Consider the following 14,283-nt stretch of genomic DNA (forward strand, 5'->3'; position numbering starts at 1 on the left):
GACATGTCCATGACCAGCACCCCGATCCGCACAACCAGCGACGTTAAATTCTCACACGCGCTTACCGGCCCCTATCTCCCGACGCCGGGTCAGGCGCAAGGCTGGCCGTTCCAGGAGATGGGACGCTGGAAGATCGACGCAGACGGCGCCGCCGATACCTGGGTGCAGGGAGTGACCGAATGGCGCCGCGAGCATCTCATCCGCATCGGTTTCGACGACGCGCTGTATCGGCGTCCCGAGCTTAGCTGGTCGCAGGCGAACTTCGTTCATGTTCTCGCCATGGTCGAAGATCGCTATTTCTATGATGCCGCGAGCGGGCGCTACACGGTCGACCGCTATCTCGACGATCTCGAGACGCGGCTCGGGCGGATCGACAGCGTGCTCGTCTGGTACATCTACCCCAATATCGGCGTGGACGACCGCAGCCAGTTCGATCTGGTCGACGCGCTGCCCGGCGGGATCGAAGGGCTGAAAGGCGTCGTCGCCGATTTCCACCACCGCGGGGTGAAGGTCTTCCTTCCGACGATGCCCTGGGACAACGGCACGCGCGAAGGTGCCGCGGCCGACTGGGACCGCATGGCGGCGATCGTCGCCGTGACCGGCGCCGATGGCATCAACGGCGACACCTACAGCGGCGTTCCGCTCACCTTCCACACGGCATGCGAGGCCGCGGGCGGCGCGGTCGTGCTGCAGCCCGAGACCACCGCGCAGGCGGGCGACCATATCCTCGGCTGGAATCTGCAGAGCTGGAGCAAGCGTGTCCCGGACGAAAGCATCCCGACGGTGCTCAAGCTGAAATGGCTCGAACCCCGCCACATCGTCAACATCGAGAACCGCTGGAGCCGCCAGCGCACAAACGACCTGCAGCACGCCTTCTTCAACGGCGTAGGCTATGTCGCGTGGGAGAATGTGTTCGGCTTCATAAACCGCTTCACCGATCGTGATGCCGAGACGCTGCGGCGCGTCGCGCTGATCCAGCGCGCCTTCGCCCCGCTAATCGTATCTCGTGACTGGCGCCCGTACGAACGCACGTTGCAGGCCGGCATCTTCGCCAGCCGTTTTCCTGGGGAGCAGCGGACGCTGTGGACGCTGATCAACCGCCAGGAATATGCGATCGGCGGCGAACAGCTGTCGCTCCCGCACGATCCTGGTGCCCGCTATTACGACATCTGGGCGGGGATCGAGATCGCGCCTCGCATCGCCGGCGAGCGCGCGATCGTCTCGGCCGAGATCGCGGCGCGCGGTTTCGGCGCCATCCTCGCGATCTCGGAAGCTACATCCGACGTCGACCTGGCGTCGCTGCTTAGCGAGATGCGCGGCGCCAGGCCGCTCGCCGAGTATTCGTCGGGCTGGAGTTCGGCAAAGCAGGTCCTCGTTGAAACGCCCTCTTGCATACGGCATGCCGACGCACCCGACGATATGATCGAGATCCCCGCCGCGACCTTCGACTTCGCGGTGCACGGCATCGAGATCGAGGGTTACGCCGCCGATGGCGTCGACGTGCAATATCCGTGGGAGGACAGCCCGAGGCGCCATCACCGCCATCGCCTGGAGATCGAATCCTTCTGGATCGACCGGTTCCCCGTCACCAACGCGCAATTCAAGCGCTTCGTCAACGCGACTGCTTATGCTCCCGCCGACGGCCGGAACTTCCTACTGCACTGGCAGGACGGGGTGCCGCCGTTCGGCTGGGAGAACAAACCCGTCACTTGGGTGGGGATCGAGGATGCGCGCGCCTATGCCGCCTGGGCGGGCAAGCGCCTTCCGCGCGAATGGGAGTGGCAATACGCCGCGCAAGGCCTCGACGGACGACTCTATCCCTGGGGTGATGGGTGGAACGAGACCGCGGCGCCGCCGGCCTCGCTTGACCGCACGATGCCCGCGCCTGCCGATGTCGACGCGCATCCCACCGGCGCGAGCCCATTCGGCGTGATGGATCTGGTCGGCAACGTCTGGCAGTGGACCGACGAATATCACGACGAGCACATCCGCGCGGCGGTGCTGCGCGGCGGCACCGCCTATCTGCCGCAGACCTCGCACTGGTATTTTCCCCAGGCCTATCGCCTCAACGAACATGGCAAATATCTGCTGATGGCGCCCGCCAAGGACCGTTCGGCGGGGATCGGATTTCGCTGTGCCGCGGACCGCTGAACCTGCCATGCGGCTTGCGCAGCTCGGAGCGGTGACGCTCGGCGGCGTGCTCGGCGACGCGCTTGAGGCGAACCGTGCGGGTCGGCTGTCGCACTTCATCACCGACGAGACGAGCCCCGCCATCGCCCTATTCGCGCCCGAGGTCGTAGCGGGCAATCTGGACGGCGACTGGTATGGCGAACATGCCGGCAAATGGCTCGTTGCCGCGACACGTGCCGCGGTTCGCGCCGGCGATGGGGGACTGCTCGAGCGCGTGCGCCGGGTTGCCGACTATCTGATCGCGCATCAGGATGACGACGGCTATCTCGGCAATTACGCGCCACCGGGGCGTTTCATGGTCCCTGCCCCCCCGAAGCCCGAAAGCTGGAACGGCGAGCCAGCCCGGCGAACCTGGGACATCTGGACCCACAGCTATCTGATACTCGGATTGCTCGAGCTTGAGCGGGCCGTTGGAGACGGGCGTTATCTTGATGCCGCGCAGCGGATCGGCGACCTGTGTTGGCGCACGCTGAGCGAAAGCGCCATCTCGATCACCGATCTCGGCAATCACTTCGGCCTGTCGGCTACGGTGCTGCTTGATCCTGCCGTGGAACTCCACTTCGCGACCGGAGAGCCCCGTTATCTCGCGCTTGCCGAACTGATCGTGGCGCAGGTCGAGCAGGAGCCGCGCAACCGGCTGCTAAGCATGGCGCTGGCCGGTGCCGATCCGTCCGAGATCGCCACGGGCAAGGCCTACCAGCTGCTCTGGAATCTGGTCGGCCTCGCCAAGCTCTACCGCGCGACCTCGGATGCCCGCTATATCGGCGCCGTTCGCGCGATCTGGGAGAAGGTGCGCGCCCATCACCTCACGCTGGGCGGCGGCCCTTGGGGCGGGGTCGCCCATCGATCGCGCGAAGTGTTCAACCCTGCGGGAGTCTTCAGTCCCGAGGCGTACGTCGAAACCTGCTCCACGATGGCTTGGATCCAGATGAACCGCGAGCTGCTCGTCATTCTCGGCGATGCGGCATTCGCACAGGAGATCGAGCGGAGCGCCTACAACGATCTGGCAGGGGCCCAATCCCCCAACGGCGAGGACTGGTGCTACTACTCGTTCCCGAACGGGCGCCGCACCGACACGACCTACTGGCGATGCTGCAAGTCGAGCGGCGCAATGGCGCTCGAGGAGCTATCCACGATCGCCTGCGGTCTGACGGGCGACGGCGCGATAGCGATCAATCTGCTGGGGCCGTCCGAAGCCCTGCTCGATTTCTCCGAGATCGGTGCCGTGCGGCTTCGGCAGTCCACCGGCTACCCCCTCGACGGCACGATCGAGATCGTCGTCACGCCGTCCGTCGCGACGTATTTTGCGATCGACGTTCGCATTCCCGATTGGGCGAAGGGCGCAACCTTGCGCGTCGGCGCGCAGAGGATCGATGCGTCTCCCGGCTCCTACGCCCGGATCTCGCGAACTTGGAGCCCTGGTGACATCATCGAGCTCGACCTGCCCATGCCGGCGTGCTTGCACCGGTCGGTAGCACGCAACGTGCAGGAATCGCTGGCTCCCGGCGGCATCCCCGTCGCTCAGGAGGTCCTTCGGTTCGACTACATAGCAATTTCTCGAGGACCGCTCTCCTATGCGACCGGGCTGATCGACGGCTTCAAACGTGCCGAAACTATTCGCTTCGATGGCCCCCCGATCCTGACCATAGAAGGCGAGCGGATACGGCTCAGCCCCGCCGGCCGCCCACCAATCCTCTTCGAACCCTACTATCGCATCGGAGCAGATTCGAACGAAAGCTGGCGGATTACGTGGCTCGGGCTCGCCGATGACACCGGCGGGGAGACATGAGCGCTCCCGCACCGACCCGCCGCACGGTCGTAGGAGCGGCCGTCGCGCTGATCGGCGCCACGCCCCTTCGCGCGCTAGCCGCCGACCCGGTCGTGACGTGCCATGCGGGTCCATATTCCGGGATGCGCATGGCGGGCGTGACGGCGTTCCGAGGCATCCGCTACGGCCGCGCCGACCGCTTCAAGGCGCCAACCGCGATCTCCGCGCAGCGAGACGTCTTGCGCGCGGTGACGCCGGCACCGGCCTGCCCGCAGCGCGGCAAGCGGCATCCGCAGTCCGAGAACTGCCTGGCGCTGAACGTGTGGACGCCGAGCGTGCACGACGCCGCCATGCTGCCGGTCTTGGTCTATGTCCACGGTGGCGGCTACGCTTATGGAAGCGCCAACGACGAGATCACAGATGGACAGGCACTCGCGGCACGGGGCATCGTGGTCGTCACCGTCAACCATCGCTTGAACGCGCTCGGCTATCTGCATCTCGCGCCATTCGACGCCCGCTTCGCGGATAGCGGCAACGCCGGGCAGTCGGATCTGGTCCTGGCACTTCAGTGGGTACGCGCGAACATCGCGGCCTTCGGAGGCGATCCGGGCTGCGTGACGCTGGCCGGCCAGTCGGGTGGCGGCGCCAAGATCGCCACCTTGCTGGCGATGCCCGTGGCGCGCGGACTGTTCCACCGCGCGCTCACCATGAGCGGCCAACAGATCACGGTGTCCGAGCCCGACCATGCTGCGGCCCGTACACGCGTCTATCTCGCTGGGCTGGACGTGGCGGGGCGGGATGTTGCCGAATTAGCCGATCTTCCGGTCGAGCGGCTGATCGAGGCGCTCGAAACGCCGGATCCGATCGAACGCAGCCAGCTCTATTTCGGTCCGGTACGCGACGGGCGGTGGCTCACCCGGCATCCCTTCTCGCCCGACGCCCACCCTGCCGGCCGGGATGTTCCGCTGATGCTTGGCGGAACGCGCGACGAGACGCGCGACTTCTTCGATCCCGGGTCGGTCGAGATGCGTCGCTTGACTTGGGAGACGTTGCCCGAACGCGTCGCCGCCGAACTTCCCTTCCCCGCACCGCCCTCCGCAGTGATCCGTGCCTACAGGGAGCATACGCCAAACGCATCGCCTCCCGACGTCTTCTACGCCGCCACCACCGACGGGCGTAGCTGGCGCCCTCAGTTGATAGAGGCGGAGGAGCGTACGCGCGCCGGACGAACCGCATACGTCTATCAGGTCGACTTCACCTCCCGCACCGACCCCGCCCGGGGTGCGTTCCACGGAATCGACATCGCCCTGCTTTTCGGAACGCTGGGTGCTTCGGATGCAGGAACAGGCACCGCTGCGGATGCCCGAGCCCTCTCGGAGCGCCTCCAGGATCATGTGATCGCCTTCGCCCAGACGGGTCGCCCGGACCGACCAGGCTTGCCGCAATGGCCCCCGTACGATCTGGATCGGCGCGCGACGATGATCTTCGACACGAAGTCGCGGGTCGAGAACGATCCACGGCAATGGCAGCGCAACATGTTCGCTCCCTACACGTACAACCAACCAGGAACATGACCGCAATGCCCCCCGCCTTTATGCCGCCCTCTAAGGATCGTCAGACCGATCGTCTTATTCCGACATTCGACGCTTCCGCGCGCGAGGGCCCGTCGGGGCCGCTCAGCGGCATCCGCGTGCTGGATCTCAGCGCCTATATCGCGGGGCCATACGGATGCACGCTGCTCGCTGATCAGGGCGCGGACGTCATCAAGGTCGAGCCACCCAACGGCGACAACCTGCGTGCCTACCCCTCCACGCTCGAAGGCGAAAACCGCGCGTTCCTCGGCGTCAACCGAAGCAAGCGAGGACTTGTTCTCGACCTGAAGACTGACATCGACCGCGCCGTGTTGCTGGATCTGGTCGATAAGGCCGACGTGCTCGTCCACAACTTCCGTCCAGGCGTCGCTGAACGACTGGGGATCGGCCACGCCCAGCTCGAACAGCGAAATCCGCGACTGATCTACTGCGCGGTCACCGGCTACGGCGAGGAAGGTCCGCTGCGCGGGAAGGCCGGCTACGATCAAGTGCTCCAGGCGATGACAGGCATGTGCACACTCCAGGGCAAACCCCACGCCCCCGAGCTGACCTACGGCTCCCCCGTGGACTACTACGCCGCAGCCCTCGTCGCCGCGGGCACGGCGTCCGCGCTCTTCGAGCGCGAGCGCAGCGGGCGGGGGCAGTACGTCGGTGTCTCGCTGCTTCGCAGCGCGCTCACGATGCAGTCGGCGCGGTTGATCCAGGCGGAGGGAGAGGCGCTGGACATCGCACGCGACATGCGTTCGGGCGGCATCACCGGCCTGCATCCCACTGCGGCAGGGCACCTATACCTGTCGGCGAACACGCCCCGGTTCTGGGATGCGCTGTGCGAACTGGTCGGTTTGGACGATCTCGCGTCCAATCCGCGATACGATACCGTGAGAAAGCGCGCCGAACATGCGGGCGAGATCATTCCCCTGCTGCGCGAGCGCCTCAAGACACGCACGGCATTGGAGTGGGAGCAGACGTTCGGCGATGCCGTCCCATGTTCGGCAGCGAGGGCGATCGAGGAGATGTTCGACCACCCGCAGGTGATCGCCGAGGGGATGATCTCCTCCATTCCGCATCCGGTACTAGGCGAATACCGCGGCGTGACGCGTTCGATAAAGTTCTCGCGCACCCCGGGCCCTGTTCCATTCGCCGCGCCCCTATTCGAAAACACCGCAGTACGAAACGCGAAGAAGACGGAATAACCGATCTTGAGATCCGGTTCGTCCGTTTCTTGTGCAGGACAGCAAACTCGAGCGGCGCCCGTATCGGCTAGACCGCTCGGACACCCGCACGTCCGTGGGAGCGGTCGAGATGCAGAGGGCTGATGTTCATCGGACACCGCGATCCCTGCCTGGCACGCACGAACGCGGTTTTCGATGATCTTCCACCAGTCTTCGAGCATTGGCGCTACGCCCACGAACCGCCCGGCAGCAGATACTTAGCCCACGCGATGCCCTCCTGCTCGCCCCATTCCTCCCAATTCAGATGCATCAGGACTCCGCCTTTGGTCGTGATCTCCACCCCGAGCCACTCGGTCGAGCTGAACGAAAGGGTGGCCACCAGCTCGTGCACCGCCTCCATCGCGCGCGAACGCGTCGCGAACCGGATGCTTTCGTCGTGATCATCAAGCGTTTCCCGGAGCGCGAAGATGCGATTGCGGTGTTCCTGCGGTGACACGGCGCCGCGAGCGGCCACCACGCGCCTCTCCAACTCGCCGACGACAGCGTCATGCCCGTCTACGCGAGCCGAGAAGTCGAGCCATTTCGCCTTCACCTCCGGACGCTTGTACTCAAGATACAGGCTCAGGGCGGTTTCGGCTTGGTCACGATCCGCGGCCCGGGCCCGAAGCCGTTCCGCCAATTCTATATCGAGCAGCCTCGCCGTCTCCGGCGCTGAGAAATGCCTATCGCCCATTGCATCCAATAGGACAGCATCTAGGATCCCGCTTTCCCATACGCGATAATTGAAATGGTAGCCGACGGTGCAACCGCGCCCGCGCTGGTAGCTGTCGCAGATCAGGTAGTCCTCGTTGACGACTGATCCGTCGGCACGCGTCTTCAATCCCTTGCTTCGAAAGGTCATGGGCGAGGAACATGACTTGCAGTGGGCCAACCCGGAAAAGAGGTTCACAAGCCGCCGGCCACGTCCGACGACGCGCCGCTGCCGCCCAGCCATGCTTCGCATGGCATGCGCATGGAGGTCGGCGTCTACGACCTGCGGATAGTAGTCCGCTACCTCCTCGCCCACAAGGCGCCGCTTCTCCCCCCTCGGTTCCTGACCTGGATGGAACGCACCCAGGACGGCCGAACTCTTAGGTATCTTCTGAATATACGATGCATGCCAGCCAAGAGCCCTTCCGAACGGTGGTATCCCTTCGCGGTTGAGATTTCGCGCGATATGGTGCTTGCCGAGCCCCACCACCGTCTCCTCGAAGATGCGGCGTACGATGGCGGCGCGTTCTGGGATGATAGCGAACGCGGGCGGCGTACCGGTCACCTCGAGCCACGCCGGCGCCCTTCTCGTGAGCAGCATCCGTTCCCCGCTAGCCAGACGCCGCCGCTTCGAAGCCCAAGCGGCTGCGAGCCGCGTCGCCTTCTTCTCCGATTCCTCGTTGGCGAGCTGGGCCTTCACCACGACCTCGATGATAGCCGCCATGTCCAGATTTTCGCTGCCGTAACGCCGGTCCCCGTCCACCGTTGCCACGATGACCCCGAGCTCGGTCACTCTCAATATCCAGGAGAAGACCCTCTTGGCCGGCTCGCGGGACAGGCGATCGAGCTTCTCCGTAAGGAGGATCACGCCGTCAGGATATCTGCCTGCCTCGACCTCCGCCACGAAGCGGCCCAGCTCGCCCGTGGCGGAATGTTTCCCCCTGAAGGCCGAGACGCCGTCATCCACAAGCGGCGGGTGGATCACGTTCCAGCCCTTCCGTGCGGCGTGGGTGAGACACTCCTCTCGCTGCCACGCGATCGTCCACGCAGAAGGACGGTGAGGTCGCGGGTCCACCGGCCGACGGCCCCGTGCCCAGCCACCGCGAACGCGCGCAGACGCTCTTCAATCAACGGCGGGACCGGGCCAAGTGGTTCGGCGCGCACGCGAAGCTGTTTCAGGATCCGACCTGGGGAATCCTGCTCGAGTTCTTCCTCTGCGGAGAGGACGGACGCGCGCCATCGACCACCAGCGTCGCCTACGGCACCGCGGTTCCGACGACGACGCTGCGGGCGCTGCACAAACTCAAGGTTAGCGGCCTCGTGGAGAGCTGGACGGACGCGAAGGACACGCGCGTCAGACGGGTCCGACTGTCACAGGAGGCGACGCGCATGATGCGGCGCTACCTGGATCACGTCTGATGCCGGCCCCGGACCCCGTGTCGGGATCCTTTCGGATCTCAGCATGACGGCCACCGCAGTCTGCGATCCGAAGCGGGAACGGCCGACAACCCGCTCCCTTCAAATAGTCCAGTCGAGATGGTCCCCGGGTTCGAGGAGGAATGGCGCCAGTGGGCGGATGAGGGAGAAAATGATGAAGAGGAATACCGAAATGAACGCCGACAGTGCCGATCTTCAGCTTGTCCGGATGCTCGTCGCGAAGCACCTCCGCGACCGCGGCGCGGCCGATGGAAAGGAAGACACTTTCCGGTACGAACTCGCGCCCACGAAGCGGTGGCACGCGGCGGCGGGCGAGCTACACGTCAACGTGGACCTCGGCCGCGGCGCGCGCCCGCGTCGATCAGGTTTGGTGGGCGAAGGCTGACCGCAAAGTCGAGTCGCTCGTCCGTGCGGCCAACGAAATCGCGGACAGCGTCGCCGAAATCCTCAAACGGAGAAGCGAAGCGCGGGAGATGCTGACCCAGGTCATCGAGCTACCGCTGGCGATCGGCACAGCGCCGATCACCTGATGGCGGGCGCGGATACTTCCAGAGCTAGCGGCGCCGGTCTTGATCGCGCGGGGTCCGGTGGCACCTGACAGCCCGTGGAGTCGGCCGGCCCTGCAGAAAGCCCCGCTAACAGCCTGATAATCCCGGCCTATCCCGCCGCGCCTGTCGCTTCCGCCGGAAAAGCATACCGGCCGCGAAGACGGCTCGATCCCACCATCGTCTGCCGGCGCCACATGCCGACAGAGCGAGCGGAAAGGCAGAGCCTTGCCCATCAGGAAGATCAGTGTCCCTGCAGTGAGTGGGAAAAAAGTGGAAAGTGACGAGAATGACGGAAGCCGATACCCAGAAGATGGTTGCCAACTACATGGGCGCGGTCGCGCATCTGTTCTGCGGGAAGCTCGGCCGCGACGAAGAGTTCCACGCGACGGTCGACATCCTCCTCGCTGGCTCACCGCCGCAGCTGATGCAGCTTTGGCAGCTCGCGGGCAGGCATCGATCCCCTCCACGCTTCACCACCGCCCGTGATCAGGCACGCAGATCCGAGCAAGACCGGCGCGTGCGACCCACGCCTCGGCATGAGCCTGTCTGGAGCGTTCCAGCCGCGAAGCAGCGGCGAAGGAAATACGGAAGTCCGGACCCAGCTCGGGCCGGCATCGACACATTGAACCAGGAGTTAAACGAATGACGACCGAAACCGACCAGATGCGCGACGCTCGCCACGAACTTGAAATGCTCTCGGCGTCCGATCCGGCGGCCCAAGCGAACATGCTTCAGCACGTCGCCGCCTTCCGGATGATGCTCACGGGTCGACGACACGATCAGGAATGCGAGGTTCTGCTCATCGGCGCCGGTTTCGTCCTCAAGCACGGTTCCGAGAAGCTTCTCGGCGCCGTCTGCCGCGAGGACGGCCGTGAACGCATCTACATCGCCTTCGATGTGGACGACCCTGCCGGGCCGCCGCTCTGCTGGGGCCTGTTCGTTCCGCAGTGGGGTCAGGTGACGTGCTACGGGCGATGTCGACTGTGGTCGCCAGCGAACGACGCCCGGGCGTTGATCGTTCCGTCCTCCGAGCCTGGCTCCAGTCACTACGCCTACCGATCGGGATCGAAGCTCCGCCGTCTGGAGGGTCTGCCACCCGGCGACCTAGAGGCCGGCTTCCGACGCGCCGACGCGCGCCTCGCCAAGCTCCTGAAGTCCGAGGACTTGCAGCAGTTGCGAGACAAGGGCTTCCTGGCCGTGCTCCGCAGCAGCGACGGCAAGCTCGAGCGCCACACGGAGAAGATGGCAGCGTGAGGCCAGCGGGCGGCCACCGCGCCGTACAGCCATCCTCGACCGCCCGCCGCACCTGGTCGGCCACCACCGCCACCCAGTCGGCCCGCGCGCTGCGGATCGCGGCGGCGACCGCCTCTGGCATGTCCTCGTCCACGAAGGCCGCGATGAGCATGCAACCGGTCGGATGAACAGGAATACCGGCACTCGATCGCGCGCGACGTCGAACGCCTTGCGGACGGCCGATCCCGGTTCAGTAAACGGGAAGGCCGCCGTCACGTCGTCAAGTGAGACGGGCCGGTCCAGCATATCGAAATCTCCTCGCGTTCCGATCCGCCATCGATCTGCGAGACCGGTCGATCTTGGACAATGGCGGCTTCCTTGAAGCATGAGACCGGAGCGAAGCTGGAGAGGCCGACCAGCCAGCGCGCCTCCTAGGCCGGCTACCGGTATCACTTTGCGAACGAGCTCGTGGTCCTCCGACGGGCGGCGGAAGAAGACCAAGCCGTGGATCTCGGGCGAGAATCGAAACCCCCGAGAAAACACCGGCGTCGTGGGGCCGTCTCGGGGGCGGGGGGCGTTCCGGCTCACCTTAGGTCGAAAGCCTTACTGGGGCCACGAAGCACCGGGTAGCAGCGACTTCGTCCACGCGATCCCCTGCTGATCGCCCCACTCCTCCCAGTTCAGATGCATGAATACGCCGCCTTTGGTCGTGATCTCGACGGCGGGCCAATCCGACGCGACGAATGAGATGGTCGCCACCAGTTCGTGAACCGCCTCCATGACCCGCGAGCGCGTCTCGAAGCGAATGGCATCGTCGTCGTCCTCTAGCGTGTCGCGAAGAGCAAATATGCGTCGGCGGTGCTCCTCGGGCGAGACCGCGCCGCGGGCGGCCAGCACGCGCGTTCGCAGATCCGAGACGATCTGGTCGTGCTCGTCGACCCGCGCCGTCAGCTCGACCCATTTCTCCTTCACCTCGGGACGCGTGTGCTCCAGATACAGCTTCAGGGCGGTCTCGGCCCGGTCGCAGTCCGAGGCCCGACTGCGCACGCGCTCGGCTAGCTCGATCTCCAACCCGCGAACGGCGTCGGCCGCCGCGAAGTGCCGATCGTCCATGGCGTCCAACAGCACGGCGTCGAGTATGCCGCTCTCCCAAAGTCGATAGTTGAAGTGATGCCCGGTCGTGCAACCCCGCCCCCGCTGGTAGCTGTCGCAGATTAGATAGTCCTCGTTGACGACCGAACCGTCGGCTCGGGTCTTCGACCCCTTGCTCCGAAAGGTCATCGGAGACGAGCAGGACTTGCAGCGGGCCAGGCCGGAGAACAGATTCACGAGCCGCCGTCCCGGTCCAGCCACCCGACGCTGCCGCCCGGACATGCTCCTCATGGCGTTCGCGTGGAGGTCCGCTTCCACCACCTTCGGATAGTAGTCGCGGATGACCTCTCCGACCAGCCGCCGCTTCTCACCCCGCGGCTTCTGTCCTGGCTGAAGCTCGCCCAGCACCGCGGCGCTCCTCAGGATCTTCTGGATGTAGGAACCGTGCCAGCCAAGCGCGCGGCCGAAGGTCGGCACGCGTTCGAGGTTGAGCTTTCGAGCGATGTGGTGCTTTCCGTAGCCCGCCACGGTCTCCTCGAAGATGCGCCGCACCACGGCCGCCCGCTCTGGGATCACTACGAAGGCGGGCGGCGTGCCCGCGACCTCGAGCCAGGCCGGTGCGCGGCGCGTGAGGACGAGCGTCTCCCCATCCGCCAGTCGCCGCCTCTTCGAAGCCCAGGCGGCGGTGAGGCGCGTCGCCTTCTTCTCCGACTCCTCGTTGGCGAGCTGCGCCTTGACGACCACCTCAATGATCGCGGCCATGTCGAGGTTCGCACTGTCGTACCGCCGATCGCCCTCGACGGTGGCAACGACCACACCCAGTTCCGTCACGCGGAGCAGCCAGGCGAAGACCTTCTTGGCCTGCTCGCGTGAGAGGCGGTCGAGTTTCTCGGTGAGCAGGATCACGCCACCAGGGTATCTCCCCGCCTCGACGTCGGCTACGAAGCGCCCCAACTCCCCGGTCGCCGCATGCTTTCCCTTGAATGCCGAAACCCCGTCGTCCACAAGGGGTGAGCCCGCGACCTTCCAGCCCTTCCGCGCCGCGTGGGTGAAGCACTCCTCGCGCTGTCGTTCAAGGCTGCTGCCCTTCCCCTGCTCCGCGCTCGACCAACGAATGTAGATTACAACGTCCATGATAAATCCTACCCGGTGTAGGTTGATCCTATCTTAGCAGGTTATGCCCGCCCGCCGCGGCGATCTCGAGCGCACGCTTGGCACTCTCCTGCCCCTTCACCTGCCTGAGATCGGGGCCGTGCGCGACGTCGATCGCCTCACCCGGCTCCGGTGCGCCGATCAGGCCGTGGCCTTTGAAATGGTTGACCAGCGAAAGGATATCGGGCGCCGCCAGCACCCCGACCGACCCCGCCCACGCGGCTTCCGCGCCCTGCGCGGCCGGGCAGATCAGCCCCTTGCCCTCCGCCGAGGCATGTAGCGCTGCGAGCAACACCCCCGACGACGGCGCGATCCGCGCATCGAGGCCGAGTTCGCCGACCACGACGAAATCGCCAAGCTGCTCGACATCAACCACACCCATCGCCGCAAGCAGCGCCAGCGCGATCGGCAGGTCGAAGTGCGAACCTTCCTTGGGCAGATCGGCGGGCGACATATTGACGACGATCCGCTTGGGCGGCAGCGCCAGCCCCATCGAGGCGATCGCCCCGCGCACCCGTTCCCGGCTTTCCGCCACCGCCTTGTCGGCGAGGCCGACAACGTTGAACGCCGGCAGGCCGGGGATAAGCTGCACCTGCACCTCGACCGCGCGCGCCTCCAGCCCCAGATACGCGACCGTCGATACGCTTGCGACCATGTGAAAACCCCCTGCCCCGGCGCTTAGCGGCGCGCACGAACAGGGCAAGGACGTTCTTCACGCACGCCGCGCGCGACGTCATGTGATTGACTTCACCCGTCCATCACCCTACAGGCCTCCGCCACGAGGCTGCCTTTCGGGGTGGCCCTTTTCTATTCAGACGATCAGGGAATGACTCATGAAACGGACCTTTCAGCCGAGCAATCTGGTGCGGGCGCGCCGTCACGGCTTCCGTGCACGGATGGAAACGCCGGGCGGCCGCAACGTGATTCGCGCACGCCGCGCGCGCGGCCGCAAGAAGCTGTCGGCGTAATTCACGCGGTCGACAGCGCCGGCGTGCACACGGCCCCCGGCGCTGTCGATATCCACACGCTATCGCGCCGCGCGGACTTTCTGGCGGCGAACAATGGCAAGCGCGCACCGATGCCGGGCTTCGTCCTGCTCATGCGGCCACGTGGCGATGACGATTCGGCGATGCGGATCGGCTACACCGTCACCAAGAAAATCGGCAACGCTGTTGTCCGCAACCGGATGAAACGCCGGTTGCGTGCACTGGCGCGTGAACTGCTGCCGACTGCGGGGGTGCGCGGCGCGGATCATGTGCTGATCGGTCGGAACGGCGGCATCGAACGCGACTATAGCCTGCTGAAAAGCGAGCTAGCCAAGGCGTTGGCGAAGGTAGCACGGTGATGGC

13 protein-coding genes and 1 pseudogene are annotated in these 14,283 nt (G+C 65.6%); 11 read left to right on the plus strand and 3 right to left on the minus strand.

What is annotated here, in order from left to right; genetic code table 11:
* Positions 1 to 9: 9 nt before the first annotated feature.
* From L8F97_RS18550 to L8F97_RS18565, 4 genes are read left to right on the plus strand one after another with little or no spacing between them, the layout of a single operon-like run.
* Positions 10 to 2,151 carry an SUMF1/EgtB/PvdO family nonheme iron enzyme gene (locus L8F97_RS18550; RefSeq protein ID WP_242153649.1) on the plus strand — a complete coding sequence of 714 codons (2,142 nt, stop codon included), beginning with the start codon at positions 10 to 12 and terminating at the stop codon, positions 2,149 to 2,151.
* Entirely contained in the window at positions 2,135 to 3,979 is a 1,845-nt protein-coding gene (locus tag L8F97_RS18555; protein ID WP_242153651.1) for a glycoside hydrolase family 127 protein, read from the plus strand. Before L8F97_RS18550 ends, L8F97_RS18555 begins: the two co-directional genes overlap by 17 nt.
* Positions 3,976 to 5,532 (plus strand): carboxylesterase/lipase family protein, encoded by a 1,557-nt coding sequence (locus L8F97_RS18560; RefSeq protein WP_242153653.1) that lies wholly within the window; start codon positions 3,976 to 3,978, stop codon positions 5,530 to 5,532. Before L8F97_RS18555 ends, L8F97_RS18560 begins: the two co-directional genes overlap by 4 nt.
* Positions 5,529 to 6,743: a CaiB/BaiF CoA transferase family protein gene (locus tag L8F97_RS18565; RefSeq protein ID WP_242153655.1), complete on the plus strand. Its 1,215-nt coding sequence runs from the start codon at positions 5,529 to 5,531 to the stop codon at positions 6,741 to 6,743. Before L8F97_RS18560 ends, L8F97_RS18565 begins: the two co-directional genes overlap by 4 nt.
* Before the next feature lie 205 nt (positions 6,744 to 6,948).
* Here the strand turns inward: L8F97_RS18565 and L8F97_RS18570 are convergent, their stop codons facing one another.
* Positions 6,949 to 8,547 (minus strand): recombinase family protein, encoded by a 1,599-nt coding sequence (locus L8F97_RS18570; RefSeq protein ID WP_313932054.1) that lies wholly within the window; start codon positions 8,545 to 8,547, stop codon positions 6,949 to 6,951.
* A gap of 14 nt (positions 8,548 to 8,561) precedes the next feature.
* Between L8F97_RS18570 and L8F97_RS18575 the strand changes: the two genes are divergently transcribed.
* From L8F97_RS18575 to L8F97_RS18595, 5 genes are all read left to right on the plus strand, one after another.
* Positions 8,562 to 8,891, plus strand: coding sequence for a hypothetical protein (locus L8F97_RS18575; RefSeq protein ID WP_242153659.1), 330 nt, complete (start codon positions 8,562 to 8,564; stop codon positions 8,889 to 8,891).
* Between the two features lie 172 nt (positions 8,892 to 9,063).
* Complete coding sequence (locus tag L8F97_RS18580; protein WP_242153661.1) at positions 9,064 to 9,294, plus strand: hypothetical protein; 231 nt, start codon at positions 9,064 to 9,066, stop codon at positions 9,292 to 9,294.
* Between the two features lie 449 nt (positions 9,295 to 9,743).
* On the plus strand, positions 9,744 to 10,103 hold the full coding sequence (locus L8F97_RS18585; RefSeq protein WP_242153662.1) for a hypothetical protein: 360 nt from the start codon (positions 9,744 to 9,746) through the stop codon (positions 10,101 to 10,103).
* Positions 10,100 to 10,711, plus strand: coding sequence for a hypothetical protein (locus tag L8F97_RS18590; protein WP_242153664.1), 612 nt, complete (start codon positions 10,100 to 10,102; stop codon positions 10,709 to 10,711). The genes L8F97_RS18585 and L8F97_RS18590 overlap by 4 nt, the downstream gene beginning before the upstream one ends.
* Positions 10,708 to 10,878: a hypothetical protein gene (locus L8F97_RS18595; protein WP_242153666.1), complete on the plus strand. Its 171-nt coding sequence runs from the start codon at positions 10,708 to 10,710 to the stop codon at positions 10,876 to 10,878. The genes L8F97_RS18590 and L8F97_RS18595 overlap by 4 nt, the downstream gene beginning before the upstream one ends.
* A gap of 415 nt (positions 10,879 to 11,293) precedes the next feature.
* Here the strand turns inward: L8F97_RS18595 and L8F97_RS18600 are convergent, their stop codons facing one another.
* Together L8F97_RS18600 and L8F97_RS18605 are read right to left on the minus strand one after the other, a co-directional pair.
* Positions 11,294 to 12,916 (minus strand): recombinase family protein, encoded by a 1,623-nt coding sequence (locus L8F97_RS18600; RefSeq protein ID WP_242153669.1) that lies wholly within the window; start codon positions 12,914 to 12,916, stop codon positions 11,294 to 11,296.
* Between the two features lie 34 nt (positions 12,917 to 12,950).
* Positions 12,951 to 13,589: pseudogene (locus tag L8F97_RS18605) on the minus strand (magnesium chelatase domain-containing protein); the annotation flags it as partial.
* Positions 13,590 to 13,767: 178 nt separating this feature from the next.
* Here L8F97_RS18605 and rpmH point away from each other — a divergent pair.
* Positions 13,768 to 13,902: a 50S ribosomal protein L34 gene (rpmH, locus tag L8F97_RS18610; protein ID WP_083224946.1), complete on the plus strand. Its 135-nt coding sequence runs from the start codon at positions 13,768 to 13,770 to the stop codon at positions 13,900 to 13,902.
* A 23-nt stretch (positions 13,903 to 13,925) separates the two neighbouring features.
* Positions 13,926 to 14,279, plus strand: a complete 354-nt coding sequence (rnpA, locus tag L8F97_RS18615; protein WP_242153671.1) for a ribonuclease P protein component — start codon at positions 13,926 to 13,928, stop codon at positions 14,277 to 14,279.
* Positions 14,280 to 14,283: the final 4 nt, after the last annotated feature.

It is taken from the genome of Sphingomonas sp. BAUL-RG-20F-R05-02, assembly GCF_022662305.1.
GTDB lineage: Bacteria > Pseudomonadota > Alphaproteobacteria > Sphingomonadales > Sphingomonadaceae > Sphingomonas.

What these genes read in the sequence shown, in the direction of transcription:
- L8F97_RS18565 (WP_242153655.1), top strand. Translation starts at nt 5,529, where the DNA reads ATGACCGCAATGCCCCCCGCCTTTATGCCGCCCTCTAAGGATCGTCAG.
- rpmH (WP_083224946.1), top strand. Translation starts at nt 13,768, where the DNA reads ATGAAACGGACCTTTCAGCCGAGCAATCTGGTGCGGGCGCGCCGTCAC.
- L8F97_RS18585 (WP_242153662.1), top strand. Translation starts at nt 9,744, where the DNA reads ATGACGGAAGCCGATACCCAGAAGATGGTTGCCAACTACATGGGCGCG.
- L8F97_RS18560 (WP_242153653.1), top strand. Translation starts at nt 3,976, where the DNA reads ATGAGCGCTCCCGCACCGACCCGCCGCACGGTCGTAGGAGCGGCCGTC.
- L8F97_RS18550 (WP_242153649.1), top strand. Translation starts at nt 10, where the DNA reads ATGACCAGCACCCCGATCCGCACAACCAGCGACGTTAAATTCTCACAC.
- L8F97_RS18600 (WP_242153669.1), bottom strand. Translation starts at nt 12,916, where the DNA reads ATGGACGTTGTAATCTACATTCGTTGGTCGAGCGCGGAGCAGGGGAAG.
- L8F97_RS18580 (WP_242153661.1), top strand. Translation starts at nt 9,064, where the DNA reads ATGAAGAGGAATACCGAAATGAACGCCGACAGTGCCGATCTTCAGCTT.
- L8F97_RS18590 (WP_242153664.1), top strand. Translation starts at nt 10,100, where the DNA reads ATGACGACCGAAACCGACCAGATGCGCGACGCTCGCCACGAACTTGAA.